The sequence below is a fragment of the Bradyrhizobium sp. AZCC 1577 genome (assembly GCF_036924575.1).
GTDB lineage: Bacteria > Pseudomonadota > Alphaproteobacteria > Rhizobiales > Xanthobacteraceae > Bradyrhizobium.
The window spans coordinates 4,771,243-4,797,439 of record NZ_JAZHRQ010000001.1 but is presented as its reverse complement, the minus strand read 5'-3'; the positions used below and the strand labels follow the sequence as shown (position 1 = coordinate 4,797,439).

Below are 26,197 nucleotides of genomic sequence, written 5' to 3'. Positions count from 1 at the left end.
GGCCGGGTGCGTTAATAACAAGACACAGAAGAGGGCAGTCAACCCCTTGACCCGGCACGCCAGTCGTTCTGAGATGCGCGCCAACGAACAGTCGCTGCAAGTTGAGGGGCCTGCCGCGATATCAGATCCACCGCCTGACCGGACTGGCACGCTAAATGCACGGTCGGGACGACGCTTTTCAGCGAGGGATCAGCGGGTTGGCCCCACAACGTCAGGCGTTGCCTAAAACGATCTCCGGACGTCCCCTTGAAAGGCCTAACCCATGAAACGCGTATCTCTGGTTGTTACCCTTGCCCTAGCCGCCGGCCTCTCGGCCCAGGCCGCCTCGGCGCAAACCCTCAAGACGGTCAAGGACCGGGGCATGCTGTCCTGTGGGGTCAGCCAGGGCCTGCCGGGCTTCTCGACGCCGGACGACAAGGGTAACTGGACCGGGCTCGACGTCGACATCTGCCGGGCGATAGCGGCTGCCATTTTCAACGACGCGACCAAGATCAAGTTCGTCCCGCTCTCGGCCAAGGACCGTTTCACCGCGCTGCAGTCGGGCGAGATCGACGTGCTGTCCCGCAACACCACCTGGACGCTGTCGCGCGATACTTCGCTGGGCGCCAACTTCACCGGTGTTACCTATTATGACGGCCAAGGCTTCCTGGTGAAGAAGTCGCTGAAGGTGAATTCGGCGCTGGAGCTCAACAGTGCGTCGGTTTGCGTGCAGACCGGCACCACGACCGAGCAGAACCTCGCCGACTACTTCAAGGGCAACAACATGAAGTACGAGGTGATCGCGTTCGCGACCGCCGACGAAACTATCAAGGCCTATGAGTCCGGCCGCTGCGACGTGTTCACCTCCGACGTCTCCCAGCTCTATGCCGAACGCCTGAAGGTCGCCAACCCGGCCGAGCACGTCGTACTGCCCGAGGTGATCTCAAAAGAACCGCTCGGGCCGATGGTGCGCCATGGCGACGATCAGTGGTTCGATATCGTGAAATGGACGCTTTATGCGATGGTCGGCGCCGAAGAGCTCGGCTTGACGCAGAAGAATGTGGACGAGATGGCCAAGTCCGACAAGCCTGAGGTCAAGCGCGCCGTCGGCACTGACGGCAATCTGGGCGAGCAACTTGGCCTGACCAAGGACTGGATGGTGCGGGTCGTGAAGGCGGTCGGCAATTACGGCGAGTCCTTCGAGCGCAATGTCGGTTCCGGCTCCAAGCTCGGCATCGCCCGCGGCCTCAACAACCTATGGAGCAAGGGCGGTATCCAGTACGCCCCGCCGATCCGCTAAGCGCCAGCGAGAGGGGCTGCGGCGATGGCCATCGAACCCCGAAAACCTCCGTCGCAGCTACTTCCCAGGCTGCAGCGCGCGCTCGGCGGCCGGGCTGGCTGGAGCGGCTTCGTCCTCCAACTGCTGTTCGTCGCCGCGCTCGCATGGATCTCCTACGAGATCGTCGCCAATGCCCGTGCCAATTTGCAGGCGCAGCGGATCACCGCGGGCTTCGGCTTCCTTGCCAACAATGCCGGCTTTGACGTCAGCCAGAGCCTGATCCCCTATTCGGGGTCCGATCCCTACACGCGGGTCTTTGTGGTTGGCCTGCTGAACACGTTGCTGGTCTCGGTGATCGGCATCTTCTTCGCCACCCTGATCGGCTTCCTGGTTGCTCTCGGCCGGCTGTCGCCGAACTGGCTACTGGCGCGAATCTCGGGCGGCTATGTCGAACTGATCCGCAACCTGCCGCTGCTGTTCCAGATCCTGTTCTGGTATCTCGCGGTGCTCGCCGCTTTGCCCAATCCGCGGCAGAGCATCTCGATCTTCGACAGCTTCTTTCTCAGCAATCGCGGCCTGGTCATTCCGAAGCCGATCGGGGAGCCTGGCTTCGAGCCGTTCGTCGTCGCCTTGCTGGTCGCGATCGTCGCCGCGATCATGTTGTGGCGCTACGCGCGCCGTCAGCTCTTCCAAAGCGGCAAGGTGATCAAGGTCTGGCCCTACGCGCTCGGCATGATTGTCGGCCTGCCGTTGCTCAGCATGCTGATTTTCGGCCTACCTGTCACGTTTGAGGTGCCCGTGCTCAGGGGCTTCAACTTCGCCGGCGGCTCACGCCTGATACCGGAATTCGTTGCGCTGACGCTGGCGCTGTCGACCTACACGGCGGCCTTCATCGCCGAGATCGTGCGTGCGGGCATTCTTTCGGTGCACAAGGGCCAGATGGAAGCCGGTTCCTCGCTCGGACTGCAGCGCGGTTCGGTGTTGCGGCTGATCGTGATCCCGCAGGCGATGCGCGTGATCCTGCCCCCGCTCACCAACCAGTATCTCAACCTGACCAAGAACTCCTCGCTGGCGGTTGCGATCGGCTATCCCGATCTGGTCTCGGTGTTCGCCGGAACCACGCTGAGCCAGACCGGGCAGGCGATCGAAATCATCGGTATCACCATGGGCGTCTATCTCCTGATCTCACTGGTCACCAGCGCAATCATGAGTTTCTATGGATGGCGGATCAGCCGGAGCATGGGCGGATGAGCGACACGACCGCATCCAATTTCGTCCGTCAGGACCTCGTGCCCGAGCGGGCCGCGCCCGTGAAGACCACCGGCTTCATCGGCTTCCTGCGCACGCGGCTGTTCAATTCTCCGACCAATATCCTGATCACGATTGTCAGCCTGTTGCTGCTTTGGGTCACTGTCGTTCCGGCCGTGAAGTTCGCGCTGGTCGATGCGGTCTGGACCGGCACGGATCGGACGGCCTGTCTCGCTGAAAATGTTGGACGCCCGGTCGGCGCCTGTTGGCCGTTCATTCAAGCGAAGATTTACCAGTTCATCTATGGCTTCTACCCGGAGCCGGAGCGCTGGCGCGTCAACCTGACCTTCATTCTTGCCGCCATCCTGCTGGTTCCGCTGCTGATTCCGCGGCTGCCGGCCAAGGGTCCGAACGCCATTCTGTTCTTCGTGGCGTTACCTGTCGTCGCCTTCTTCCTGCTGCGCGGCGGTGGACTGGGGGGCTTCGGCGTGAGCTGGACCGCCGGGCTGCTGTCTGGCTTCAACGACAGCATCGGCGACGGCGGCAGGAAGCTGGTGGCCGCGGGCGAGGCGACGGCCGTTATCGGACCGCTGCTATGGGTCCTCGGCAAGCTGATCGTGCTGGTGAGCACGGTGATTGGCTGGGTGTTGCTGCCGCTGACCTGGTTGCGCGATCAGATCCAGGCCTTCGGCCGGCCGGTCTGGACCGACCTCGCCGCGACCGCGTTGATCGTGTCGGCGCTGCTGTTCTGGCTCGGTGGCGGCTTGCGGTCCGGCTGGCGTCCGCTCATCACCTGCCTTGGGGTCTTTGTCGCCATCGCCTTCGTGATCGCGGTGATGGGTCTCGACAGCGGTGGACTTCCGGAGGTCGACACGCGGTTGTGGGGCGGCCTGCTGGTGACGCTGGTGGTGTCCGTTGTCGGCATCGTCGCCTCGATGCCGGTCGGCATCGCGCTCGCGCTGGGGCGGCGCTCGACCATTCCGCTGATCCGAATCTTCTCGATTGCCTTCATCGAGTTCTGGCGCGGCGTTCCGCTGATTACCGTGCTGTTCTTTGCAACCTACATGCTGCCGCTGTTCGTGCCGGCCGGCTTCACCATCGACGGGCTGATGCGCGCCCTGATCGGCATCGCGCTGTTTGCCGGTGCGTACCAGGCCGAAGTCATCCGCGGGGGTCTGGCGGCGATTCCGCGCGGACAAGGGGAGGCGGCGAGCGCGCTCGGCCTGTCCTGGGCCAAGACCACGGCGCTGATCGTGATGCCGCAGGCGCTGCGCCATGTCATCCCCGGTCTCGTCAACAGCTTCATCGCGCTGTTCAAGGATACCTCGCTGGTCTCGATCGTTGCGCTGTTCGACCTGCTTGGCAGTCTGCGCGCCTCGTTCTCCGATCCGGTCTGGTCGACACCGACGACGCTGTTTACCGGCTTTGCCTTTGTCGGCATCATCTATTTCGTCTTCTGCTTCGGGATGTCGCGTTACTCGCTGTTCGTCGAGAACCGGCTGAACGCCCATCGTCGCAACTGAGTACATCACCATGACCGCAAACTCGATCGTTGGCATCAACGCACTCAACAAATGGTACGGCGATTTTCATGTCCTGCGCGACATCAACCTCGATGTCGCCAAGGGCGAGCGCATCGTGATCTGCGGCCCCTCGGGCTCGGGCAAGTCGACGCTGATCCGCTGCATCAACGCGCTGGAGGAATTCCAGGAAGGCCAGATCGTGGTCGAGGGCATCGAACTCGGTCCGAACCTGCGGCGGGTGGATGAAGTCCGCCGCGAGGTCGGCATGGTGTTCCAGAGCTTTAACCTGTTTCCGCACCTGACCGTGCTGGAGAACTGCACACTTGCGCCGATCTGGGTACGCAACATTCCGAAAAAGGACGCGGAGGCGACCGCGATGAAATTCCTGGAGCGGGTCAAGATCCCGCATCAGGCCAACAAATATCCCGGCCAAATGTCGGGCGGTCAGCAGCAGCGCGTTGCCATTGCCCGCGCGCTGACCATGAATCCGAAGGTGATGCTGTTCGACGAGCCGACCTCGGCGCTCGACCCGGAAATGGTCAAGGAAGTGCTCGACACCATGGTCGACCTCGCCAAGGAAGGCATGACCATGCTGGTGGTCACCCACGAAATGGGATTTGCCCGCGAAGTCGCCAACCGCGTCGTCTTCATGGACGCTGGCCAGGTCATCGAGTCAAACACGCCGCATGAATTCTTCGCCAACCCGCAGCACGCGCGGACGAAGCTGTTCCTGAGTCAGATCTTGCGGCATTGAAGATGGCTAATGGGGAGTGGCGAATGGCGAATAGGGAAACGCCATTCGCTATTCGCCACTCGCCTCTTAAACCTTCTCGAACGGCACGTCGATCTTGGTACGCTTCTCCAGCCATGCCGGCACCGGCAGGTTCTTCGAGCGCATGAATGCCGGATTGAACAGCTTTGACTGATAGCGGCCGCCGGAATCGGCCAGCACGGTGACGATGGTCTTGCCGGGTCCGAGCTGCTTTGCCAATCGGATCGCGCCAGCGACGTTGATACCGGTGGAGCCGCCGAGGCACAGGCCTTCCTGCTCGAGCAGTTCGTAGATCACCGTTACGGCCTCCTCGTCGGAAACCAGGAAAGCGTCATCGACAACAGCGGTCTCGATGATGGGCGTGACGCGGCCGAGCCCGATTCCTTCGGTGATCGAATCCCCTGGCGTCGATTTGGCCTGACCATGCTTGAACAGCTCGTACATCGCAAAGCCGTGCGGATCGGCACAGGCGGTCACGATGTCCTTGTTCTTTTCCTTCAGAAAGCGGCTGGCGCCCGCGAGCGTGCCGCCGGTGCCGACCGAGCAGATAAAGCCGTCGACCTTGCCGCCGGTCTGCTCCCAGATCTCGGGACCCGTGGATTCGTAATGCGCCTTGGCGTTGTCGAGATTGTTCCACTGGTCGGCGAACAAAACGCCGTTCGGCTCGGTCTTGCGAAGCTGGTCAGCGAGCCGCCGCCCGACGTGCTGATAATTGTTCGGATTGGAATAGGGCAGTTGCGGCACTTCGATGAGCTCGGCGCCGCACAGCCGCAGCATGTCCTTCTTCTCCTGGCTCTGCGTTTCCGGGATCAGGATCAGTGTGCGGTAACCGCGGGCGCTGGCGACCACGGCGAGCCCGATGCCGGTATTGCCGGCGGTTGATTCCACCACGAGCCCGCCCGGTTTGAGATCGCCGCGCTTTTCGGCCTCGAGGATCATCCATTTGCCGGCGCGGTCCTTGACCGACTGGCCGGGATTCATGAATTCGGCCTTGCCGAGAATGGTGCAGCCGGTCGCTTCCGAAGCGTGCTTCAGCTTGATGAGGGGCGTGTTGCCGATCGTTTCGATGACGTCTTTGTTGAAGGCCATGTCTTTGAAATCGCCGGTTCGTTTGCCTAATCGTTAGGCGACCCTAAAGGAGGGCCGCCAGCCATACAAGCCAGCGTTGGAGCAAGGCGATCAGTCCGATTTCGCAAACACCACCTGGCGCACGTCGATATTTCCGGACAGGAAACCGGCCTCGCAATAGGCGAGGTAATATTCCCACAGCCGCCGGAAGCGATCGTCGAAACCCGACGGCGTCAGGTTCGGCCAGGCCGCGCGGAAATTGCTTCGCCAGATCGCGAGCGTCTTGGCATAATCTTGCCCAAAGATGCGTTCGCGGATGACGGGAACGCCGAAGCGTTCGCCGAGCGTTTTCAGGATCTGCGGCGACGGCAGCATGCCGCCCGGAAAGACGTAGCGCTGGATGAAGTCAACTTCGCGGCGATAGGCCTGGAACAGGCTGTCCTGGATGGTGATGGCCTGGATACCGGCGAGGCCACCCGGCAGCAGGCGGTCGCGCAACTGTGAAAAATATTTCGGCCAGAATTGCTCGCCAACCGCCTCGATCATCTCGATCGAGACGATCCGGTCATAGCGGTCGCGCTCGTCGCGGTAGTCCTGCAGCTTGATCTCGACCCTATCGCCGAGTCCGGCGTTCTGAATGCGCGCCTGTGCGAAATCGCGCTGTTCCTTGCTGATGGTGAGGCCTACGACCTTGGCGCCGAACGTCTTGGCGGCGTATTCGGCAAAGCCGCCCCAGCCGCAGCCGATCTCCAACAGCTTCTGGCCCGGCCGCAGATCGATGGCCTCGGCGAGCCGTCGGTATTTGTTGTGCTGCGCAGCCGTCAGGTCGGGCGTGTCGTCCTCGAACAGCGCCGACGAATAGGTCATGCTGGGATCGAGCCAGGCCGAATAGAAGGCGTTGCCGATGTCGTAATGCGCATAGATGTTGCGGCGAGCCTGCCGCTTTGTGTTGCGGTTGAGCCAATGCCTGACGGCCTGGAAGGTGCGCGTCAGCGGGTTGCCGATCAGCATGGTCTGCATCCAGTCCTGGTTGACGCAGAACAAATAGAGGAATTGCGTGAGGTCGGGGGTGTCCCATTCGCCGCGCAGATAGGCTTCCGCAATGCCGATGTCGCCGCCGCGCACGAGCCGCGAGGCAAAGCCGTAATCGTAAATCTTCATCACGGCGGCAGGACCCGGCCCGTTGCCGCCCAACCGGACCACGCGGCCGTCGGCCAGTGTCACGTCGAGCGTGCCGTGTTGCAGCTTTGAACCAAAGCCCAGCGCCAGCCGGACCAGGCGGGGCAATTCCGGAAACGTCGCGTCTACAGTTTCCGATGTGACCGAAATCAATTCGGGCATGTGCGATCCATCGAATTGCGGTTTACCCGGGCTTCGCATGGCCGATCGACCCTGCTTCAATGCTTGGCACGGGGTGGACAACGCCGGCGAAGTATAGACGTTGATTTTTCCACTCGCCAAGCCGGTATTGAAGGCCGCGCCCTCCGGTGGGACCGGCCGCATGCCTCGTGGAGGCTGTAGAGCACCGCGCGGTTGACGCAGAGCAGCAGCGATTGCCGGTTTGAGTCGGCCACATCCAGATCGATCGGCAGGCTCGTCACGCGATAGCTGAAGCGATGGCCGATCGGCTGCAGCCGCGCATGCATGCTCGTGGAATCCCTATCCGGTCCATGCGCCGCAGAATCAGGGCCCTCCATTGCATGGTGCGAAATACGGCTGTTCCCGGAGTTTCAAATCGGCCACAGGCCGGACTCCACTGTGCTAGGATCCGGGGTTGGACGTCAGAACGGGGGAAAAACCCCATGAAATCTTCGTAAGAATTCGGCGGTGCTGCGGCGTCGCGACATCGTTCCAAACCCTATAAAACAAGGGGAAGTGAGCTCTTTGCCGCCCGTTTTACGCACCTGAACGCACGATCGGCGAGAGGCTGCGCGGGGCTGTCCGCGTGCTGATCGCAAGGCTAATATCGCGGTTCGGTTCCAACGGAAGCATCACCCCGTGAACGTATCGCAGCCCAACAGGAGAAGCGCTCATAATGCGCCGGGCCGGGATTTGCCCGGTGGAGAACGGGTGTGACCCAGCGAATTGCAACTGCTGCGATCGAAGGTTGGCCTGTTCTCATTCCGGGCGGCAAGCGGCTGGCGCGATCGCTTGCCGTGCTTGGCCTCGTCGCCAGCTCCGCGGGCTGCATCCTGACCAAGGACCTTCCCGACCCTGCGCTCGACATCCCCGAAGGCTACAAGGCGGCGCGGCTTTCGAAGGCCGCGGACGCACCGCCGACGCTCGACTGGTGGCGCGGATTTCGTTCGCGGGAGCTGACGGACCTGATGGAGGAGGCGCAGACCGTCAATCTGGACATTGCGGCCGCCACCGCGCGGTTCAGGCAGGCCGATGCGCAGGCACGAATCGCGGGCGCGGCGCTGCTGCCAACTCTCAGCGGTACCGGTTCGGAGAGCTATTCCCGCACCTCCCGTTCGAGCGCCAGCGGCCTGTCCATTGGCGGCCGTGAGGTGGTCAACTATTCGGCATCGCTTAGCGCCAGCTACGAATTGGATTTCTGGGGCAAGAACCGCGACGCCGCCCAGGCGGCGGAGGAGACCGCGGTCGCCAGCCGCTTTGACCGCGACGTCATCGCGCTGACCACGCTGACGACGGTTGCCAATGCATATTTCCAGGTGCTCGCCGCGCAGGATCGGATTCGTACCGCACAGCGAAACATCGCGAGCGCCGAGCGCATCCTGAACGCCATCAAGGAGCGCTTCAGAGCCGGCACCGGTACCGACCTCGACGTCGCGCAACAGGAAAGCGTGGTGGCCAATCAGCGCGCGCTGGTGCCGCCGCTGCGGCAGACGCTCGACCAGAACATCAATGCGCTGGCAATTTTGGTGTCGCGTCCGCCGGAATCCGTGCGTGTCACCGGCGGAACCCTCAATCGGATTGCCGCGCCGCGCGTCACGCCGGGCCTGCCTTCCGAGCTGTTGACGCAGCGCCCTGACATCCGCCGGCAGGAAGCGCAGCTTGCCTCGGCCACCGCCAATGTCGGCAGCGCCCGCGCGCAGTTCTTTCCGAGCATTCAACTGACGGGGCAGGGCGGTTATCAAAGCTCGGCGTTGACGGCGCTGTTTCAGCCGCAAGCCGCGTTCTTCAGCATGGTCGGCAGCCTGACCCAACCGATCTTCGACGGCGGCAGGATCCTCGGCAATTTCGAGCTCACCAAGGCGCTGCAGGATGAACTGCTGCAGACCTACCGCAAGACGGTGGTGCAGGCCTTTGCCGATGTCGATAACGCCCTGATGTCGATCCGCCAGACCACCGAGAAGCTGCGGCTGCAGCGCGAGGTCGTGGCGTCGTCGCGGCGGGCGTTTGAATTGTCCGAGCAGCAGTTGCGGGCCGGCACCGCCGACATCGTCGTTGTGCTAAATACGCAGCAAACATTATTCCAGGCCGAGGATGCGCTGTCGCAGGCTCAACTGGCCCGGCTGCTGGCAATCGTCAGCCTCTATCAGGCGCTGGGGGGCGGCTGGGAGCCCAGGATGGAAAGGCCGGTCAATGCTCTTTAAGCCGGAAGTGAAGGACGACCCGAAGACGGCGGGCAAGCGCGTCGTGCGCGGCATTGGCCGGCGGATGGTGTCACTTTCGATCACGCTGTTGATCCTCGGCGGGCTCGGCTACCTCGGCTGGAACGCCTTTCAGCAGAAGCAGACCGGCCGTGGCGGGCTTGGCGCACGTCCCGATCTCCCGGTGCCGGTGCTGGCGGCTATGCCCCGCACGCAGGATGTGCCGGTCTATCTCGATGCCGTGGGCTCGGTCCGCGCGCTGAACACGGTGACGGTGCGCGCCCAGGTCGACGGCAAGCTGATCAAGGTGAACTTCGTCGAAGGTCAGGATGTCAAGCAGGGCGACGTGCTGGCCGAAATCGATCCCGTGATCTACCAGGCGCAGTACGATCAGGCGGTGGCGAAGAAGGCGCAGGACGAGGCGCTGCTGGCCAACCAGAAGCTCGATCTGGCGCGCTATCAGCAACTCGCCGCGTCGAATGCCGGCTCCAAGCAGCAGGCCGATACGCAGCGCGCCGTGGTCGCCCAGCAGGAAGCGCTGGTGCAGGCCGATCAGGCCGCGATCGACAATGCCAAGGCGATGCTCGGCTATACCAAGGTCATCGCGCCGTTGTCTGGGCGCGCCGGCCTGCGCCAGGTCGATCAGGGCAACATCATCCGCGCCTCCGACGTCACCGGCCTCGTCATCATCACCCAACTGCAGCCGATCGCCGTGCAGTTCAGCCTGCCGCAGCAGCAGATCGTGCGGGTCAACGCTGCCGCCGCCAGAGGCGTGCTGGCGGTGGACGTGTTCGGCAATGACGGCGTGAGCGTCATCGACACCGGTACGCTCAAAGGCATCGATAACCAGGTCGATCCGACCACCGGCACACTGAAGCTGAAAGCGGAGTTTCCCAACGCCAAATTCCAGCTCTGGCCCGGACAGTTCGTCAATGTGCGGCTGAAGGTCGAAACGCTGGAGAAGGCGATCGTGGTGCCGAGCTCGGCGGTGCAACGTGGTCCGATTGGGACATTCAGCTATGTGATCGGCCCCAACAATGTCGCGACCGCAAAGCCGGTCGTGGTGACGCAGCAGAACGAAAACGATGCCGTCATCGCGAGCGGCCTTTCGATTTCCGATCGCGTGGTGACCACCGGCTTTGCCAATCTGTCCGACGGCGCCAATGTCTTGATTGGCACCGACGACAGGGCGCCAACAGCCGACCTCGCGCCGCGCAAGCGCAGCCGCAGCCCCGATGCCAAGGGAGACTCCAAGGCAGGTCCGGGCAAGGAGGGTCAAGCAAACGATGGCGAGCGCCGCGGCAAGCGCGAGCGCGGCGAGGGCGATCAAAAGGGACAAACCGGCCCGGCACCGGCCGAGCCAGTGCGCGGCGGCGCTGCGAAGTCGCAGCCATGATCGATGCGCCGCACGCATGAAATGAATTCGTAAAGTGAGCACGCAACCATGAGCGTCTCCGAACCGTTCATCCGCCGGCCGATCGCGACCTCGCTACTCGGGATCGCGCTGATGATCGGCGGCGCGCTCGGCTACTGGGCGCTGCCGGTATCGGCGCTGCCGCAGGTCGATTTCCCGACCGTGCAGGTGACGACGCAACTGCCGGGTGCCAGCCCCGACGTGGTCGCCTCGCTCATCACGGCGCCGCTGGAGCGCCAGCTCGGGCAGATTCCCTCGCTGTCCTCGATGCAGTCGACCAGTTCGTTCGGCGTCAGCCAGATCTCGCTGCAGTTCGACCTCAACCGCGACATCGACGGCGCCACCCAGGACGTCCAGGCGGCCATCAACGCAGCGGCGGGTATCCTGCCAAGGAATCTGCCGTATCCGCCGACCTACGCCAAGGTAAACCCGGCAGATGCGCCGGTCCTGACGCTGGCGCTGACGTCGGAGACGATTTCGCTGCGCGCCATGAGCGATATCGCCGACACCATCCTCGGCCAGCGGCTCAGCCAGATTTCCGGCGTCGGGCGCGTTGCGATCCTCGGCGGGCTCAAGCCTGCGGTGCGGGTGCAGGCCGATCTGGCGCGGCTCGCCGCTTACGGCATCTCGATGGAAGATTTGCGCAGCGCCATCGCCGGCGCCAACGTCTCAGGGCCGAAGGGATCGCTCGACGGTGCGCAGCAGGCCTACACCATTGCCGCCAACGACCAGATCGCGGCAGCGGAGGCCTACAAGCCCATCATCATCGCCTATCGTAACGGCTCACCTGTCACGATCGGCGACGTCGCCACCATCATCGACGGGCTGGAGAACGATCGCACCGGCGGCTGGTATCAGGGCACGCCGGCCGTCATCATCGACATCCAGCGCCAGCCCGGCGCCAACGTCATCGAGGTCGTCAGGCAGATCCGCGACGAAATACCCAAGGTGCAGCGCGCGATTCCGGCCGGCGTCAATCTGACCATCGTCTCCGACCGCACCGTTACCATCCGCGCCTCGGTGCGGGATGTCCAGTTCACGCTGATCCTTTCCGTCGTGCTGGTGACGCTGGTGGTGTTGCTGTTCCTGCGGTCGCTGCGCGCGACCCTGATCGCGGGCGTGGCGCTGCCGTTGTCGCTGATCACAAGCTTCGGCATCATGTATTTTTCAGGCTTCAGCCTCGACAACCTGTCGCTGATGGCATTGACGATCGGCACCGGATTCGTGGTCGACGATGCCATCGTGATGATCGAGAACATCGTCCGTCACATGGAGAACGGCGAGTCGGTGATGGAGGCGTCGCTGAAGGGCGCCAGCGAAATCGGCTTTACCGTGATCTCGCTGACGGTGTCGCTGATCGCGGTCTTCATCCCGCTGCTGTTCATGTCTGGGCTGGTCGGGCGCATGTTCCGCGAATTTGCGCTGACGCTGACGATTGCGGTCGTGACCTCGGCGATCGTGTCGCTGACGCTGACGCCGATGATGTGTTCGCGGCTATTGAAGCATGTCGGGGAAGAGATGACGGTCCCGGGGCTTGCCGCCGTCAGCCGCTTTATCGACCGCATGGTCGCCTTCTACCATCGCACGCTGCTGTGGGTGCTGCAGCGCCAGCGCGCGACCCTTGTGGTGACGTTCGCCACCATCGCCGCGACGCTAATGATGTACGTGATCGCGCCGAAGGGTTTTCTGCCGCTGCAGGATACCGCCTCGATCACCGCAGTGACCGAGGCCGGTCCCGACGTCTCCTTTGCCGAGATGCAAAGCCGGCAGGCGATGGCGGCGGCCGCGATCCAGGCCGATCCGGACGTGGTCGGCGTCGTCTCCGTGATCGGGGCCGGATCGGTCAATCCGACCACCAATGTCGGACGTCTGGTGATGACGCTTAGGCCGCGCGGCGAGCGGCACGATGATATTTCCGTGGTGGTCGACCGGCTGAAACAGCGCATAGCGAAAATTCCCGGCATGACCATCTATTTCCAGCCGGTGCAGGACGTGCAGATATCGACCCAGTCGAGCCGCTCGCAGTACCAGTATACGCTGACCGGCACCGATGCCGCGCAGGTGGCGCTGTGGTCGCAGAAGCTCGTTGCAGAGATGCGCCGGGAGCCGCTGTTCCGCGATGTCTCGTCGGAAGCGCAGGAGGGCGGTTTGCGCGCCGCGCTCGACATCAACCGCCAGCGCGCCGGCCAGCTCGGCGTCAGCCTCCAGGCGGTCAACGACACCCTCAACGACGCCTTTGCGCAGCGGCAGATTTCGACGATCTACGGCCAGGCCAACCAGTATCGCGTGGTGCTGGAGGCGATGCCGATGTACCAGCGCGATCCGTCGATCCTGTCGAAACTCTATCTCCCGGGGGCCGCGAGCACGACCGCCGGCGCGCCCGGCGCCCAGGTGCCGCTATCGGCGGTGGCGACGCTGACCCGCACTACCGCGCCGCTGGCGATCTCGCACCTCGCGCAGTTTCCGGCGGTGTCGCTCAGTTTCAACCTCGCCCCCGGCGAGGCGTTGGGCGATGCCGTCGAGGCGGTCAAGCGGATCGAGACCAGAATTGGCATGCCCGGCAGCATCGTCGGCGTCTACTCGGGCGATGCGGCCGAATTCTCCAAGTCGCTGGCCGGCCAGCCATGGCTCATTCTGGCGGCGATCGTTACCATCTACATCGTGCTTGGCGTGCTCTATGAGAGCTACATTCACCCGATCACCATTCTCTCGACGCTGCCGTCCGCCGGCGTCGGCGCCATTCTGGCGCTGATGCTATTCGGGCAGGATCTGTCGGTGATCGGCCTGATCGGCATCATCCTGTTGATGGGCATCGTCAAGAAGAACGCGATCATGATGATCGACTTTGCGCTTGAAGCCGAGCGGCATCAGGGCATGTCGCCTTCCGAGGCTATCGTGCAGGCCTGCCTGTTGCGCTTCCGCCCCATTATGATGACGACGCTGGCGGCGCTGTTCGGCGCGCTGCCGCTGGCGATCGAAAGCGGTACCGGCGCAGAATTGCGCTTTCCGCTCGGCATTTCCATCATCGGGGGCTTGCTGCTGAGCCAGTTGCTGACGCTCTATACGACACCGGTGATTTACCTGGCGCTCGATCGGCTCAACCGGAAAATTCAGAAGGCCGTGCCGGAGCCGGGGCCCACCGGGCCGCCGGTCGCCGGCGCCACCGAGGGGATGCAGTAGATGGCATCGATCTCGGAGCCCTTCATCCGCCGGCCGGTTGGCACCACGCTGCTGGCGATCGGGCTCTTCCTGGTCGGCATGGTCGCCTATGTTTTTCTGCCGGTCTCATCGGTGCCCAATGTCGACTTCCCGATGATCCGGGTGTCCGCCACGCGTCCCGGTGCCGATCCTTCCGTGATGGCCTCGACGGTTGCCGCGCCGCTGGAACGCCGGCTCGGCCAGATTGCGGGCCTTGACCGGATCACCTCGACCAGTTCGCTCGGGTCCACCAGCATCCAGTTGCAGTTCTCGATCGGCCGCAACATCGACCGTGCCGCGCGTGACGTGCAGGCGGCGATCAACGCCTCGCTGGCGGACCTGCCGACCGACCTGCCGTCGTTGCCACGATTCCGCAAAGCCAATCCCGCGGCCGCCCCGGTGTTCGTGCTGGCACTGACGTCGAAGACGCTGACGACGAGTGCGATGTACGACGTCGCCGATACCGTGATTGCGCAGCGCATCTCGCAGGTCCCGGGGGTCGGCGAAGTCAACGTCACCGGCGCCGACCAGCCGGCGGTGCGGATCGCGCTCAATCCGGTGGCGCTGTCGAATGCCGGGATCGCGACCGACGACGTGCGGCTCGCGATCATCAACGCCAATCCGCTGGGACCGGTCGGGATCTTCAACGGCGGCCGCCAGAGCGAGACGATCTCGACCAACAAGCAGATGCGTACCGCGGCCGAATTCCGCGACATCATCGTCAAGAGCTCCGCCGGCAATTTCGTCCGCCTCGCCGATGTCGCCGAGGTCGAGGATTCCGTCCGCAACAGCCGCTCGATCGCCTGGTTCAACAAGCAGCCGGCGGTCCTGATCCAGATCACCAAGCAGGGCGATGCCAACGTGATCGATACTGTCGATCGGGTGCGGGCGCTGCTGCCGGAACTGAAGCAGTGGCTGCCCGGCGGCGTGGAAATTTCGACGCTCGTCGACCGCACCGGCACCATCCGCGCCAGCGTGCTCGACATGCAGTACACGCTGCTGGCGACGGCATTTCTCGTCATGGTGGTGGTGTTCGCGTTCCTGCGGCGGCTGACGCCGACCATTGCGGCCGGCGTTTCGGTGCCGCTGGCGCTGGCCGGCACCTGCGCCGGGATGTGGCTCGCCGGCTTCTCGATCGACAATCTGTCGCTGATGGCGCTGGCGATTTCCGTCGGCTTCGTGGTCGACGACGCCATCGTCATGATCGAGAACATGTACCGCAACCTCGAACATGGCATGGCGCCGTATCCGGCGGCGCTCGAAGGCGCCAAGCAGATCGGCTTTACCGTGCTGTCGATCAGCCTGTCGCTGATCGCGGCCTTCACGCCGCTGATTTTCATGGACGGGATCGTCGGCCGGCTGCTGCGCGAATTCTCGCTGACGCTGACCTTTGCCATCGTGGTGTCGACTGTCGTGTCGCTCACGGTCACGCCGATGATTTGCGCGCATTATATCAAGGAAGCGACCTCCGATCGCGCGACCTGGTTCGACCGGCTGGTCGAGGGCACGCTGTCGCGCATCGTTTCCTTCTACACCTGGACGCTGCGGGCGGTGCTCGGCTTCCCGTTCCTGACCCTGCTCGTGTTCTTTGCCACCATTGCTCTGACGGTGGTGCTCTATATCAAGACGCCGAAAGGCTATTTCCCGACCGACGACAGCGGTCTTGTGATTGGCGCGACACGTGCATCTCCCGATACCTCGTTCCAGGCGATGCTCGGGCTGCAGCAGCAACTGGCCGACATCGTGATGGCCGATCCTGCGGTCGCCGCCATCGGCTCTTCGCTCGGCGGCACCGCCGGTCCGGGCGGCGGCGGCTCCAACCGCGGCACCATGTTCATCAGCCTGAAGCCGCCGGAGGAGCGGGCCGGCATGTCGACGGAGCAGGTGATCGATCGCCTGCGCAAGAATCTCTACCGGGTCGCCGGCATCCGCCTGTTCATGTTCGCGGCGCAGGACCTCCGCACCGGCGGCCGGCAAAGCGACTCCGATTACCAGTACACGCTGTCGAGCACGAATCTCGAGCTCCTGCAGAAATGGGCGCCGCTGGTCGCCAAGCGCATGGAGACGGTGGAGGGCATCACCGACATCTCCAGCGACCGCGACCCCGGCGGGCTGCAATTGTCGCTGGTGATCGACCGCAAGACCGCCTCGAGCCTCGGCGTTAGCGTCCAGGACATCGACAACGCCCTGAACAACGCCTTCGCGCAGCGCCAGATTTCGATCATCTATACCCAGCGCAACCAGTACATGGTGGTGCTGGAGATCGACCCGAAATTCCAGAGCGATCCTTCCAATCTGGAGCGGATTTATGTGGCAGGCGCCAACGACGCCCAGGTGCCGCTATCGGCCGTAGTGCGCTACCAGCGCGGCCTGTCGCCGCTTGCGGTGTACCACTCGCAATCGTTCCCCTCGACGACGGTCTCGTTCAATCTGCTGCCCGATGTGCCGCTGGAGGTCGCGACCTCCAATATCCAGCGCGCGGTCGAGGAATTGCACATGCCGGAGGGCATCCGCGGCAGTTTCGACGGCAGTGCCAGCGATTTCAACAAGACCAGCGGGCGGCAGCCGCTTCTGATCCTCGGCGCATTGGTGGCGATGTATATCGTGCTCGGTGTGCTCTATGAGAGCTTGGCCCACCCGATCACGATCATCTCGACCCTGCCGTCCGCGGGCCTCGGCGCGCTGCTGGCGCTGCAGGTGACGAATACGCCGCTCACCGTGATCGCCTTTGTCGGCATCATCCTGTTGATCGGCATCGTCAAGAAGAACGGCATCATGATGGTCGATTTCGCGCTCGATGCCGAGCGCCACCGCGGCCTGTCGTCGGCTGACGCGATCTTCGAGGCCTGCCGCGCCCGCTTCCGGCCGATCCTGATGACGACGATGGCAGCGCTGTTCGCCGGCATTCCGCTGGTCATCGCCACCGGCCCCGGCACCGAGCTGCGCCGGCCGCTTGGCATCACCATCATCGGCGGATTGGTCGTGTCGCAGATCCTGACGCTGTACACCACGCCGGTGATCTACCTTCTGATCGACCGGCTGCGGCAGCGATCCCGGCCGGCGGCGATCGCCGCGCCTGCCGAATAGTTGGATTACTGCGTCCGGAAAGCGTATAGCGGGCGGATGTCAGACCAATCCAGTTCCGAGGCCGGAACCGCGGTGGAGGCCGTTCCGGAGTGTCCGCGTTGCGGCAAGCCGCTGCCGCTCTGCATCTGCGACAGCGTCAGGCCGATCGAGAGCAAGGTCTCGCTCCTGATCCTGCAGCACCCGCAGGAGCAGGACAGGGCGCTCGGAACCGCGCGGCTGACGGCGATGCACTTCAAGGACGCGGTCGTCAAAATCGGCCTGTCCTGGCCGAGCCTCTCCAAGGCGCTGGGACGGAAGATCGACGATCCCTCCCGCTGGGCGGTGCTCTATCTCGGCTCGGCCAAGGTCAGCGATCTCGACACCGATGCCGAGATCGTGGCGATCAACCGCAAGGGCGAGGTCGAGCCGCACCAGCGCGCCATCCTGTCCGACATCGAAGGCGTCGTGCTGCTGGACGGCACATGGAGTCAGGCCAAGGCGCTGTGGTGGCGCAACGCGTGGATGCTGAAATGCCAGCGGATCATTCTGGGCCCGAAGCGCCTGTCGCGTTACGGCAAACTCCGCAAGGAACCGCGCCGCGACGGCCTCTCCACCATCGAGGCCGCCGGCCTGCTGCTCGCCGGGCTCGAGAAGCGGCCCGAGATCGCGCAGACACTCAACGCCAGCTTCGATCGCATGCTGGCACGGTATCGAGAAGTGCAGGCGGAGATGCCGGAACTGGCACCGAAACCGAAGAAGCGGGACTATCGACGGCGCAAGCGCGCCTAACTCCGGACTCTCAAGCAAGAGCTGCGTCGACGAGGCCGGCGGATCTCAAAATGTGCAGTTGGCCCCCGCAAAAACGTCATGACCATGATACCAACGCGTCGGTTCCAATGTCTGAAAGGATACATAGCGGCCTGTGGACAAGGATGACATTCCCATTGACGATGATAAATTCTCGGCTCTCCGCGTAACAATTTGGAGCAAAGTCGATGTCTTTAACCACCGAAATTCTCACTCGTTCTCCATTGCTTGACGCTGATGAAATCGAAGGGGAAATCGGCACTCTCATCTACAACGCCCGGCGGGCGCCCGCTATCCGAGAACTACCCCACAGCGATGACCACCCGTTGCCGAAAGGCCCGATGCCCGACTATGTCGAGCACAAGGAAGGGGTCAATCAGGTCGGCAAACTCTCGGCCGAAGCTGTGGTCCGAGAATATGATGCGGCAGTGAAAGAGATTGAAGCACTCGGTGTGGAACTAACCGACGCCGCCAAACGATGTGAGGCGATGGTGGCTGGCGTTCACGCCATGGTGTCCGAGATCAAGGAACTGGCTGCGAACTATCGCGAGGAAGGCAAGCGCTACTTCCTGCAGATCGAGGATTGTTCCCTGATGACGTCCGAAGTCCGCACCGTCTGCGAGACGCTCAAGAAGAAGATTGCAGGTAGTAGTCTCGTCGCCTGATGTTCCGGCTGTGGCCGGTCTTGCTGGTGGCCGCGCCGTTCATCGTCGTGGCCATCAGCATGCTGTTGTAATCGCGCAACCGGGGCGCGGCGGCTTCAGGCTGTTTTTTACTGGCTGGCCGCTAACCCCGGATCGCGGCCTATTGCGACCCGTCCAAGCCCCTGTGTCATTGTGGCGATATGTCGCCAACGCCGCGGCGGGCGACGGGGATCCATTTGCAGGCTTCATGGATTATCTGCGTCGACTGTATCCGAAGTCGAGCGCCTCGGCGCGGCTCGTCTTCAGGTACATACGCGCAAGGCTCGAGATGACAAAAGCGCCGGGGGATCACCGCCCTCGAAGTCATCGGAATTCGGCCCGCAAATACCGCAATTGAACGGACGGAACTTGTCTCCTGTACGTTCTCCAGGGAAAGGATATTCGCGCATTGTCGTCTTCGATCAGCTCGCATCTCCCTTTCGGCGGCGCCGAAATCAGCCTGCGAAAGAAATTCCGCCTTTTCTTCACGGTCGGCATCATCGTCCTGTTACTCGGCGGCGCCAAGGCAATCGTTCACTATTTCGGATTCGAGTTCCTCGAGCTCAACGGGCTGGTGACCAGCGGCATTGGTGGCGCCATATTCATTATCGGCTTCCTGCTGTCGAGCATTCTCAAGGATTACAAGGAAGCCGAACAAATTCCGACGGCACTGCGCACCGCGGTCGAAGCCATCGACGGCGATCTGGAATGCTTCGCGCGGACCAACGAGCGCTTCAATCTCAGGGAAGCGCGGCTGATCCTGATCGGGGTCATTGCAAAGCTGCGCGAAGGCCTGGACCGTGCCTACGACCACAAGAACATTGCTCCCGTGCTCGGCGAGCTCAGCAAGCTGACGCCCATCCTCGGTCGACTGGAGGGTATGGGCATGGCGGCGAATTTCGTCGTACGCCTTCGCACCAATCAGGATGCGATCCGCAGGGTGCTGCTTCGCATCTACACCATCCAGCGCGTCGAATTCGTCCCATCGGTGCATGTGCTCGTGCAAACACTGGTGTTCTCGATCATCGTCCTGTTGCTCCTGCTGAAGACGGAGGGTGATCCGGCCGCGGCCCTGTTGTTTGGATTCATCACCTACATGTTCGTCTACGTGCTGTATCTGATCCGGCTGCTCGAACAGCCCTTCGCCAAGGGCCAGGGCTCCGTCGATGACGTCAGCTTCTTCCTGCTTGATGAACTGGAGGAGCAATTGCGGCGCTCGCTCGACCCCGCCGTTGCACGGCGGCGGCTTCAGGCAGTGGAGCGGGGCTGAGCAGTGCACGATGTCTGGATGGCGCGGCGACGGTGGTGCGCCGTCCGCGTCCGCTATTTGTTTGCGCGGCCTGACCGCGCCAGGCAGGTTGGATGTTGCGGACACACGTTGCTCCATTCCGTCGCTCGCACTATGACTGACGCGTCGGATGCAAGCGGAGCAACGCGATGGAACTTGTGGCGCATTGGCGCCTGTCGAAGCAGGCTTTGATCGATCTCGTTTTCTTCTGCGGCGTTCCGATCGTGTTGGCAATGCTTTCGGTCGTTCTCGGACCGCATGCGGCCACCATGGGAGGCGCCGGCGCGACGCTCTATGTTCTCTCGCTCGCCATTGTGCCCTGGTGCCTGACCGGCCTCGCCACTCAATTGGTGAGCAAAACAGCCGGGCGAAGACTGCCGCTTTGGCTGATCGCAGCGATCGGCGCTATGGCCGCCGGCCCCTTTGTGTCGCTGTACGTCTATTTCGTCAATTCGATCGCTTCAGAGATCTGGCCTGCGCTGGACGCTTTGCGGCCCGCGACGTTCAGCGCGGAACACCTCAAATCCGCCGCCCTGTCCGAGGGGCGGGCTATCGTTCTCTGGATCGCCTTTGTCATCATTTTCCATGAGACGCTGGGCTGGGAACGGTTTGCGGTACCGGCCAAGGAAACGGGCTGCGAAGATCGCTTTCAACTGAGCGGCGCCGAATGGACGGCGGAAGACGATGCGCTGCTGCGCTCGCTGATCGGGAGCGGCAAGCCCCCGAGGGCGATCGCGCTGGAAATGAAGCGGACGGTAGGGGGCATCCGCGCAAGGACCGCCAAGCTGGGTCTGCGGAATAATCGTCTTGGCGATCCGTCTGGAGGTTGAGGAGGCGGCCATTTTCGAACGGTGTCGGTTTGCTAACCAGCGCAGGCAGGAATTGCGCTGCTTGGTTGCCTATCCGGGGCGGGGCGTATATGAGTGCGCCCGATGGGGCCACGTGGCGGAGTGGTTACGCAACGGTCTGCAAAACCGTGTACACCAGTTCAATTCTGGTCGTGGCCTCCATCCATATAATCAATGACTTAGACCGATTATATGAGAGGCCGCAGCAAGCCGGCCACGATCAGCAGGCGGCGTACCAGCTCTCAGGAAACGGAACCAGCGGCCAAGAGGCTCCATTGTCGTTGGCGGCGCGTGGCGACGGATAAAAGCGCTGGGTCTGGACCACGAAATCATCCTCCGGGGCTGGCGCAATGGCCGTCTGCACGGTTTCCAGCAGCAGATCGTATTCAACTTCGCTCATCGCGCTCTCCGGGTTCCAGAGGCGATGATCTCAAAAGTATTTTGTTCCCAGATTGAGCGGATCGTTCGAATTTTATCGATCCGGCGGCCGCGGCAAAGCTGGTTACTAAAGTGTTGAACTCTCCACGCAAACACTAGGTCCGCGCACGCGCGGCGCGTGTGAGAAAAATCACATTTTGCAGAATTCAACTCGCGTATTCGGCTTGGATGACGCCCGCCTTGTCAAGGCGGGGCCTGGTCCAGGGAGACGCGGGTCATGAAGGCAAGGTTTGCGCGAGGTGCGGCTATTCTCTGTCGTTCCCATCGGGCTTCGACGCTCGGCTTCCTGCTTACGCTGATGGCCACTGGTTCGGCCAATGCCCAGCAAGGCACGCCTGAACAGCGCCGGGCCTGCACGCCCGACGTCTACCGGCTCTGTGCCGGCGAGATCCCGAACGCGCGTGCGATCACCGCATGCCTGCGCCGGCAGAAGGCGAGCCTGAGCCCGGCTTGCGCTGCGGTGTTCGAGCGGTAAGGGCAGGGCGGTACGGCATCCGCCGACGTTCTCACATCTCCAGCGCCGCCAGATTCTTCGGCAGCATCCGCTTGAACAAGATGAGGATGCGGGCGGCTTCCTTTGTGTCCTGCGTGATGGCATGGCGGACGGTCGCCGCGATCAGCGTCATCATCAACTGCGAGAACGAGGCCAGCGCAGTTGCTGATACATCGGGTGCGATCCGCCGCAGGGTGTCGCCGAGCAGCCCGGCGAGATAGACGCCGTCCTCCTCGTCAAGCTTTTGCAGCGCCCGGTCGGCCTGCGTCGCTTGCCAGATGTCGCGCATGACCGGCACTTCCATGAACATCCGATAGTAGCTGTCGGTAATGCGGCACAGGGCCGGGTGCAGATCCCGGGTAGTCCTGACCACGGCGAGATCGCGCCGCACGCAATCGCGGCCGATATCGTTGTAGCGTTCCGCGAGCGTGCCGATGATCGCGGTCTTGTCCGGAAAGTATTGATAGAGCGAGCCGAACGGCACGCCGCTGCGTTCGACGACGTCGCTCATGCGGAAGGCTTCGCTGCCTTTCTCGGCCATCAGCTCTGCCGCGCATTGCAGGATTTTCTCGAACCGCTCGCGGCTGCGCTGTTGGGTCGGGACCAGCCGCGCCAACACGGGCGCAGCCGTTGCGGCCACCTTCTGTCCGGCTTTTCGCCTCGCCATCGGTTCTCTCACACAAATGCGACTTGACGTTACCAATACGAGAGTTTATCGGGTTTGGCAAATACGAGATATTCTCGTATTACCTTAAAGGAGCGATCCATGTCAGAACTCCCGATCCTGATCGTCGGCGGCGCGGGCAAGACCGGCGCGCGGGTCGATGCGCTGCTGCAGACGCGCGGCATCCCGACACGGCCGGTGTCGCGTTCGACACCTGTCCCGTTCGACTGGACCCGGCCCGAGACGTGGCCGGCCGCGTTGGCCGGCGTCTCGATGGCCTATGTCACCTACCAGCCGGACCTTGCCGTCGAAGGTGCCGCTGATGCGATCGCGGAAGTGGGCCGGCTGGCGCGCGACAATGGGCTCGAGCGCGTCGTATTGCTGTCGGGGCGCGGCGAGCCGGGCGCGCAGCGGGCGGAGGCGGCGCTGCAGCAATCCGGCGTTCCCTGGACCATCGTGCGCGCAAGCTGGTTCGATCAGAATTTTTCCGAGGGGCATCTGCTTGAAGGCGTGCTCGCCGGCGAAATCGCGTTGCCGGCCGGCGCCGTGCCCGAACCGTTTGTCGATGCCGACGACATCGCCGAAGTCGCGGTCGCGGCGCTGACGGATCGGCGTCATGCCGGCAAGGTCTACGAGGTGACGGGACCACGCGCGCTGACGTTCGCGCAAGCGGTCGCCGAGATCGCCGGTGCCGTCGGCCGCCCGGTCCGATACCGGCAGATCGCGGCGAAAGATTTTGCGGCCGGCATGCGGCCCCATATGCCGGACGACGTCATCGAACTGATGTTGGAACTGTTCACCGTCGTGCTCGACGGGCGCAATTCGGGCGTCGCACACGGCGTCGAGCAGGCGCTCGGGCGTCCGGCGCGGGACTTTTCCGATTATGCCCGCCGAACCGCCGCAACCGGTGTCTGGAGGGCATGATCATGCTGCAGATGTTAATCGCCGGTCTGCTGTGGTTTTGCGCCATCGGCTGCGGTCTGCTCGCCGGCCTCTACTTCGCATTCTCGACCTTCATCATGACGGCGTTCGGCCGGATCGGACAGGCCTCCGGCATCGCGGCGATGAACGCAATCAACGTCACGATCGTGCAGTCGCTGTTCATGCCGATTTTCCTGGGAACGACGGCGGCGAGTGCGGCGCTGGCGGTGACCGCGCTGTTGCGCTGGAGCGAGCCCGGAGCGATGGCGATGCTGGCTGGCGGCATGCTCTATGTGCTCGGCATGTTCGTGGTGACGATGGTCTTCAACGTGCCCCTGAACAACGCGCTTGCCGCGGCCGATCCTGGAAGCCAGGAGGCCGCATCCCTGTGGGCGCGCTACCTGACGGACTGGACGTGGTGGAACCACGTGCGGACGGTCGCATCGACAGCGGCTTGCGCGCTGTTCATTGCCGCGATTGCGGCGAGGTAGGGCGCCGGCGATACCGGCAAACAAAAGCCGCCCGGATCACGGGCGGCTTCGCGTTGGGTAGTCGAGTGTGGTGTAATTAATTTCCGAAATTAAATATGGGGCCGCCATTCCAATGCGCCAAGCCGGGAAGCTGACCGGGCGCCAAGCAGGAACGGCCCTTGTGACTCTCCGTTCTTAAATGCGCCGGTTTACGCCGGTGGATTCTGACGAATGTGCAGTTTGTGCCAAGCGTTAGCTCCGTAGTTCTGCGGTGTGCATAATCTCTCGTTCACCCCTGTATTGCCAAAACTCCCATACATCCATCGACACTGCTTTTCATGATCGCGGGGACGACTTGGTGAGTGATTGGAAGTCTCAGTGGGATTCTATGACGATCGATGAGCTGTTTGAGCTCCGCGAACTAATGCAAGATGTCCTCAGCGAAAAACTGAAGGCCAAGAAGGCCGAGATCGAGCGTAGACTGCAGACACTCAATCGACCGTCGGGCGAAGGGACGAAGTCTCGCAACCCCAAGACCGATCAGTGAGAAACCCAGCTCATTGCCGAAGGGCTATCTGACGACGCCAAATGGGGCAGCTCTTGACCGCGTGTTGCAGCCTCCGCTGATCTTACCGTTTCCCTGAGCTTCTGAATTTCGGCCATTCGGTTCTTAAGATCGTTGGAGACTTGCTCAAGGCGGTGCATATGTACCCCGATTGACTGTTCCGTGTTTGCACCTTGCACGCCACAAACGTCGGTTACGTCCCGTACAACACCGAACCTATCAAGCCTATTCCATCTGCTTCGTGACAGTCCGATAGATGAGGTCACATGTGTTATTTCTCCGGCGGACCGGCCGGACCGTGCTGGGAATCCGAAGCTATTTGGTCAGGTGCGCCAGCATGGCCTCACAGGCCTTCTCGGCTTCGGCAAACGTCTTAAAGGGTGATCCGCCTACCTTGATTGCAGGCCGGTTGAGATTGATGGGGCGCCAGGAAGCGACAAAGCCAGGCCGCCCGTGAAGTCCAGGACCAGTGGTACTCTCGTGACTAATCACAAATGAGAAGCCGCGCTCGCTCGCGCTCCATATCTCCAGCTCCTCTTTCGCGGGAGCAACGCGCCTGAAGTGCAGGGCCATCGCCACGATCCAGCGAGTCGCTAAGCGGCCCAAGGGCTTGGGCGGAATCTCGCCCGAGACACACCATGCGGATTGGCATGTGTCTCGCCAAGATGGGGCGCGGGCTCTTTAGGCCATGAGGACTGAGGACGCCCTCTTACTCACGCTAGGCGGGCTTCTTTTTTTCTTTCGATCGAGCGCAGCCGCTACCTGCGCTTGCCTGACCAACTCGCGCAAGAACTCCAATTCGGCGCGCTGCGTCAGAAGGATGGAGTAGGCGTCAATTCGTTGCTGAATATCAATGCGCGGCTGAAGAGAAGGCATTTAGAAAACCCCTCACTAACTAATACTAATACTTCATTGTGAAGAGGGGAGACGGCAGCTTCAACAGGATTCGTCTAATTTGAGAGCCACATCCGGAGTCTTACGGACGCTTCGATTTGTGCGCAGAGCCTTCGCGAAGAGGCCTCGAACTCAGGCAGCCTCTTTCATTCGCGGCGCAGGCAGGTGGTTCACGCGGACGGCCCTTTGTCACCGGCCGTACAGACGATCGGTCCGATTGAGGTCTAGTCTGCACACCCCCGGCAACATCCCCAAGCCGGGGGTTTCTCCAAGGTGCGGCGGCCCCGGAGCGTTGCGTATTGCCGGGGCCGCTCGCGTCACCCATGCGCTGGTACTGTCCGTATTCAGGCCCCGGTATCCTGATTTTGCTAGTGTCCTAGATCGACTGTTAACAAATGCGCGATTGCTGCCATTATGGCCCGTGCTCGCAATGAGCTTTTTTGGAGGAAAGAATGAAAATTTTTATCGTGGCATTATCGCTGGTATTGTTAAGTTCTGTGGTTCCAATGACTACAGCTTCAGCAGGTCGGATGGACGGCAAGGGCAACTGTTCGGGAGGAGTATGCACCGACAAGGGAGTGCTGTGTCCAGCGGGGACCTGTTCTAGGGCCGGAACACCACGTGCCAAGGACGCCAAATATTGTTCTGCTGCGAATTGTAAAAAGTAATGGACCATAACTTCGATTGTGATGAGGCCGCCTCAGTTGGCGGCCTCTTTCATTCGAGGAGCTCATACTCGAACGCGACGTCTTCCGGATCGTTCTCCTTAAACCAGGCTTCGGCAACATCTTGGCTCGCAAAGACCTTGACGTGATCAACGTCGCCAACTTCCTTGCTGGTATCGACGTATATCCAGACAGTCGTCATTGATCCCTCTTCAGCTTGCGCTTTCCCCAATGATGACTCTTGCGATCGGGATCAAAGACCCGTTCGACGTGACGGTTCAACGCCCGCATGACGCCGATCCGGGCCAACATCGTTGGACCGCGTTTCTCCGCAACGAGGATCAGCGCTCGCGCGCG

23 protein-coding genes and 1 tRNA gene are annotated in these 26,197 nt (G+C 62.5%); 17 read left to right on the top strand and 7 right to left on the bottom strand.

Features of this window, described 5'->3' with window-relative positions:
• Positions 1-262 precede the first annotated feature (262 nt).
• The 4 genes from V1278_RS22725 to V1278_RS22710 are packed head-to-tail and all read left to right on the top strand — an operon-like array spanning position 263 to position 4,783.
• A complete protein-coding gene (locus V1278_RS22725; protein WP_334382257.1) occupies positions 263-1,279 on the top strand; it encodes an amino acid ABC transporter substrate-binding protein in 1,017 nt (338 codons plus the stop codon).
• A 24-nt stretch (positions 1,280-1,303) separates the two neighbouring features.
• The gene (locus tag V1278_RS22720) at positions 1,304-2,509 is read left to right on the top strand and encodes an amino acid ABC transporter permease (protein ID WP_334382256.1); all 1,206 of its coding nucleotides are present in this window, start codon (positions 1,304-1,306) and stop codon (positions 2,507-2,509) included.
• Positions 2,506-4,029 carry an amino acid ABC transporter permease gene (locus tag V1278_RS22715; RefSeq protein WP_334382255.1) on the top strand — a complete coding sequence of 508 codons (1,524 nt, stop codon included), beginning with the start codon at positions 2,506-2,508 and terminating at the stop codon, positions 4,027-4,029. Before V1278_RS22720 ends, V1278_RS22715 begins: the two co-directional genes overlap by 4 nt.
• A gap of 10 nt (positions 4,030-4,039) precedes the next feature.
• A complete protein-coding gene (locus tag V1278_RS22710) occupies positions 4,040-4,783 on the top strand; it encodes an amino acid ABC transporter ATP-binding protein (protein WP_057844192.1) in 744 nt (247 codons plus the stop codon).
• Positions 4,784-4,849: 66 nt separating this feature from the next.
• Here the strand turns inward: V1278_RS22710 and V1278_RS22705 are convergent, their stop codons facing one another.
• The 3 genes from V1278_RS22705 to V1278_RS22695 all read right to left on the bottom strand — a co-directional run bounded on the left by V1278_RS22705 (position 4,850) and on the right by V1278_RS22695 (position 7,515).
• A complete protein-coding gene (locus V1278_RS22705; RefSeq protein ID WP_334382254.1) occupies positions 4,850-5,890 on the bottom strand; it encodes a cysteine synthase A in 1,041 nt (346 codons plus the stop codon).
• A 90-nt stretch (positions 5,891-5,980) separates the two neighbouring features.
• Positions 5,981-7,210: a cyclopropane-fatty-acyl-phospholipid synthase family protein gene (locus V1278_RS22700; protein ID WP_334382253.1), complete on the bottom strand. Its 1,230-nt coding sequence runs from the start codon at positions 7,208-7,210 to the stop codon at positions 5,981-5,983.
• 56 nt (positions 7,211-7,266) lie between these two features.
• A complete protein-coding gene (locus V1278_RS22695; protein ID WP_334382252.1) occupies positions 7,267-7,515 on the bottom strand; it encodes a DUF1365 family protein in 249 nt (82 codons plus the stop codon).
• A 453-nt stretch (positions 7,516-7,968) separates the two neighbouring features.
• Here V1278_RS22695 and V1278_RS22690 point away from each other — a divergent pair, with 453 nt between their 5' ends.
• From V1278_RS22690 to V1278_RS22650, 9 genes are all read left to right on the top strand, one after another.
• Positions 7,969-9,429 carry an efflux transporter outer membrane subunit gene (locus tag V1278_RS22690; protein WP_334384235.1) on the top strand — a complete coding sequence of 487 codons (1,461 nt, stop codon included), beginning with the start codon at positions 7,969-7,971 and terminating at the stop codon, positions 9,427-9,429.
• Positions 9,419-10,822: an efflux RND transporter periplasmic adaptor subunit gene (locus V1278_RS22685; RefSeq protein WP_334382251.1), complete on the top strand. Its 1,404-nt coding sequence runs from the start codon at positions 9,419-9,421 to the stop codon at positions 10,820-10,822. Before V1278_RS22690 ends, V1278_RS22685 begins: the two co-directional genes overlap by 11 nt.
• A gap of 48 nt (positions 10,823-10,870) precedes the next feature.
• Positions 10,871-14,020, top strand: coding sequence for an efflux RND transporter permease subunit (locus V1278_RS22680; protein ID WP_334382250.1), 3,150 nt, complete (start codon positions 10,871-10,873; stop codon positions 14,018-14,020).
• A complete protein-coding gene (locus V1278_RS22675; protein ID WP_334382249.1) occupies positions 14,021-17,125 on the top strand; it encodes an efflux RND transporter permease subunit in 3,105 nt (1,034 codons plus the stop codon).
• Positions 17,126-17,161: 36 nt separating this feature from the next.
• Positions 17,162-17,893 carry a tRNA-uridine aminocarboxypropyltransferase gene (locus V1278_RS22670; RefSeq protein WP_334382248.1) on the top strand — a complete coding sequence of 244 codons (732 nt, stop codon included), beginning with the start codon at positions 17,162-17,164 and terminating at the stop codon, positions 17,891-17,893.
• A gap of 206 nt (positions 17,894-18,099) precedes the next feature.
• The gene (locus V1278_RS22665) at positions 18,100-18,576 is read left to right on the top strand and encodes a hypothetical protein (protein ID WP_334362488.1); all 477 of its coding nucleotides are present in this window, start codon (positions 18,100-18,102) and stop codon (positions 18,574-18,576) included.
• A gap of 427 nt (positions 18,577-19,003) precedes the next feature.
• Positions 19,004-19,864 carry a hypothetical protein gene (locus V1278_RS22660; protein WP_334382247.1) on the top strand — a complete coding sequence of 287 codons (861 nt, stop codon included), beginning with the start codon at positions 19,004-19,006 and terminating at the stop codon, positions 19,862-19,864.
• Positions 19,865-20,151: 287 nt separating this feature from the next.
• Entirely contained in the window at positions 20,152-20,712 is a 561-nt protein-coding gene (locus tag V1278_RS22655) for a hypothetical protein (RefSeq protein ID WP_334382246.1), read from the top strand.
• Positions 20,713-20,818: 106 nt separating this feature from the next.
• Positions 20,819-20,892 (top strand) — tRNA-Cys (locus V1278_RS22650).
• A gap of 58 nt (positions 20,893-20,950) precedes the next feature.
• On the opposite strand, the gene V1278_RS22645 is transcribed toward V1278_RS22650, so the two are convergent.
• The gene (locus tag V1278_RS22645; RefSeq protein WP_334382245.1) at positions 20,951-21,130 is read right to left on the bottom strand and encodes a hypothetical protein; all 180 of its coding nucleotides are present in this window, start codon (positions 21,128-21,130) and stop codon (positions 20,951-20,953) included.
• 255 nt (positions 21,131-21,385) lie between these two features.
• On the opposite strand from V1278_RS22645, the gene V1278_RS22640 reads away from it, so the two are divergent.
• Positions 21,386-21,643 carry a hypothetical protein gene (locus tag V1278_RS22640; protein ID WP_334382244.1) on the top strand — a complete coding sequence of 86 codons (258 nt, stop codon included), beginning with the start codon at positions 21,386-21,388 and terminating at the stop codon, positions 21,641-21,643.
• A gap of 31 nt (positions 21,644-21,674) precedes the next feature.
• Here the strand turns inward: V1278_RS22640 and V1278_RS22635 are convergent, their stop codons facing one another.
• Positions 21,675-22,328, bottom strand: a complete 654-nt coding sequence (locus tag V1278_RS22635; RefSeq protein WP_334382243.1) for a TetR/AcrR family transcriptional regulator — start codon at positions 22,326-22,328, stop codon at positions 21,675-21,677.
• A gap of 99 nt (positions 22,329-22,427) precedes the next feature.
• Here V1278_RS22635 and V1278_RS22630 point away from each other — a divergent pair, with 99 nt between their 5' ends.
• The 3 genes from V1278_RS22630 to V1278_RS22620 all read left to right on the top strand — a co-directional run bounded on the left by V1278_RS22630 (position 22,428) and on the right by V1278_RS22620 (position 24,263).
• The gene (locus V1278_RS22630; protein ID WP_334382242.1) at positions 22,428-23,249 is read left to right on the top strand and encodes an NmrA family NAD(P)-binding protein; all 822 of its coding nucleotides are present in this window, start codon (positions 22,428-22,430) and stop codon (positions 23,247-23,249) included.
• 2 nt (positions 23,250-23,251) lie between these two features.
• On the top strand, positions 23,252-23,737 hold the full coding sequence (locus V1278_RS22625; protein ID WP_334362496.1) for an anthrone oxygenase family protein: 486 nt from the start codon (positions 23,252-23,254) through the stop codon (positions 23,735-23,737).
• Positions 23,738-24,074: 337 nt separating this feature from the next.
• A complete protein-coding gene (locus tag V1278_RS22620) occupies positions 24,075-24,263 on the top strand; it encodes a hypothetical protein (RefSeq protein ID WP_334382241.1) in 189 nt (62 codons plus the stop codon).
• 333 nt (positions 24,264-24,596) lie between these two features.
• On the opposite strand, the gene V1278_RS22615 is transcribed toward V1278_RS22620, so the two are convergent.
• Positions 24,597-24,854 (bottom strand): hypothetical protein, encoded by a 258-nt coding sequence (locus V1278_RS22615; protein WP_334362499.1) that lies wholly within the window; start codon positions 24,852-24,854, stop codon positions 24,597-24,599.
• Between the two features lie 1,038 nt (positions 24,855-25,892).
• Entirely contained in the window at positions 25,893-26,042 is a 150-nt protein-coding gene (locus V1278_RS22610; RefSeq protein WP_334362501.1) for a hypothetical protein, read from the bottom strand.
• Between the last annotated feature and the right edge of the window lie 155 nt (positions 26,043-26,197).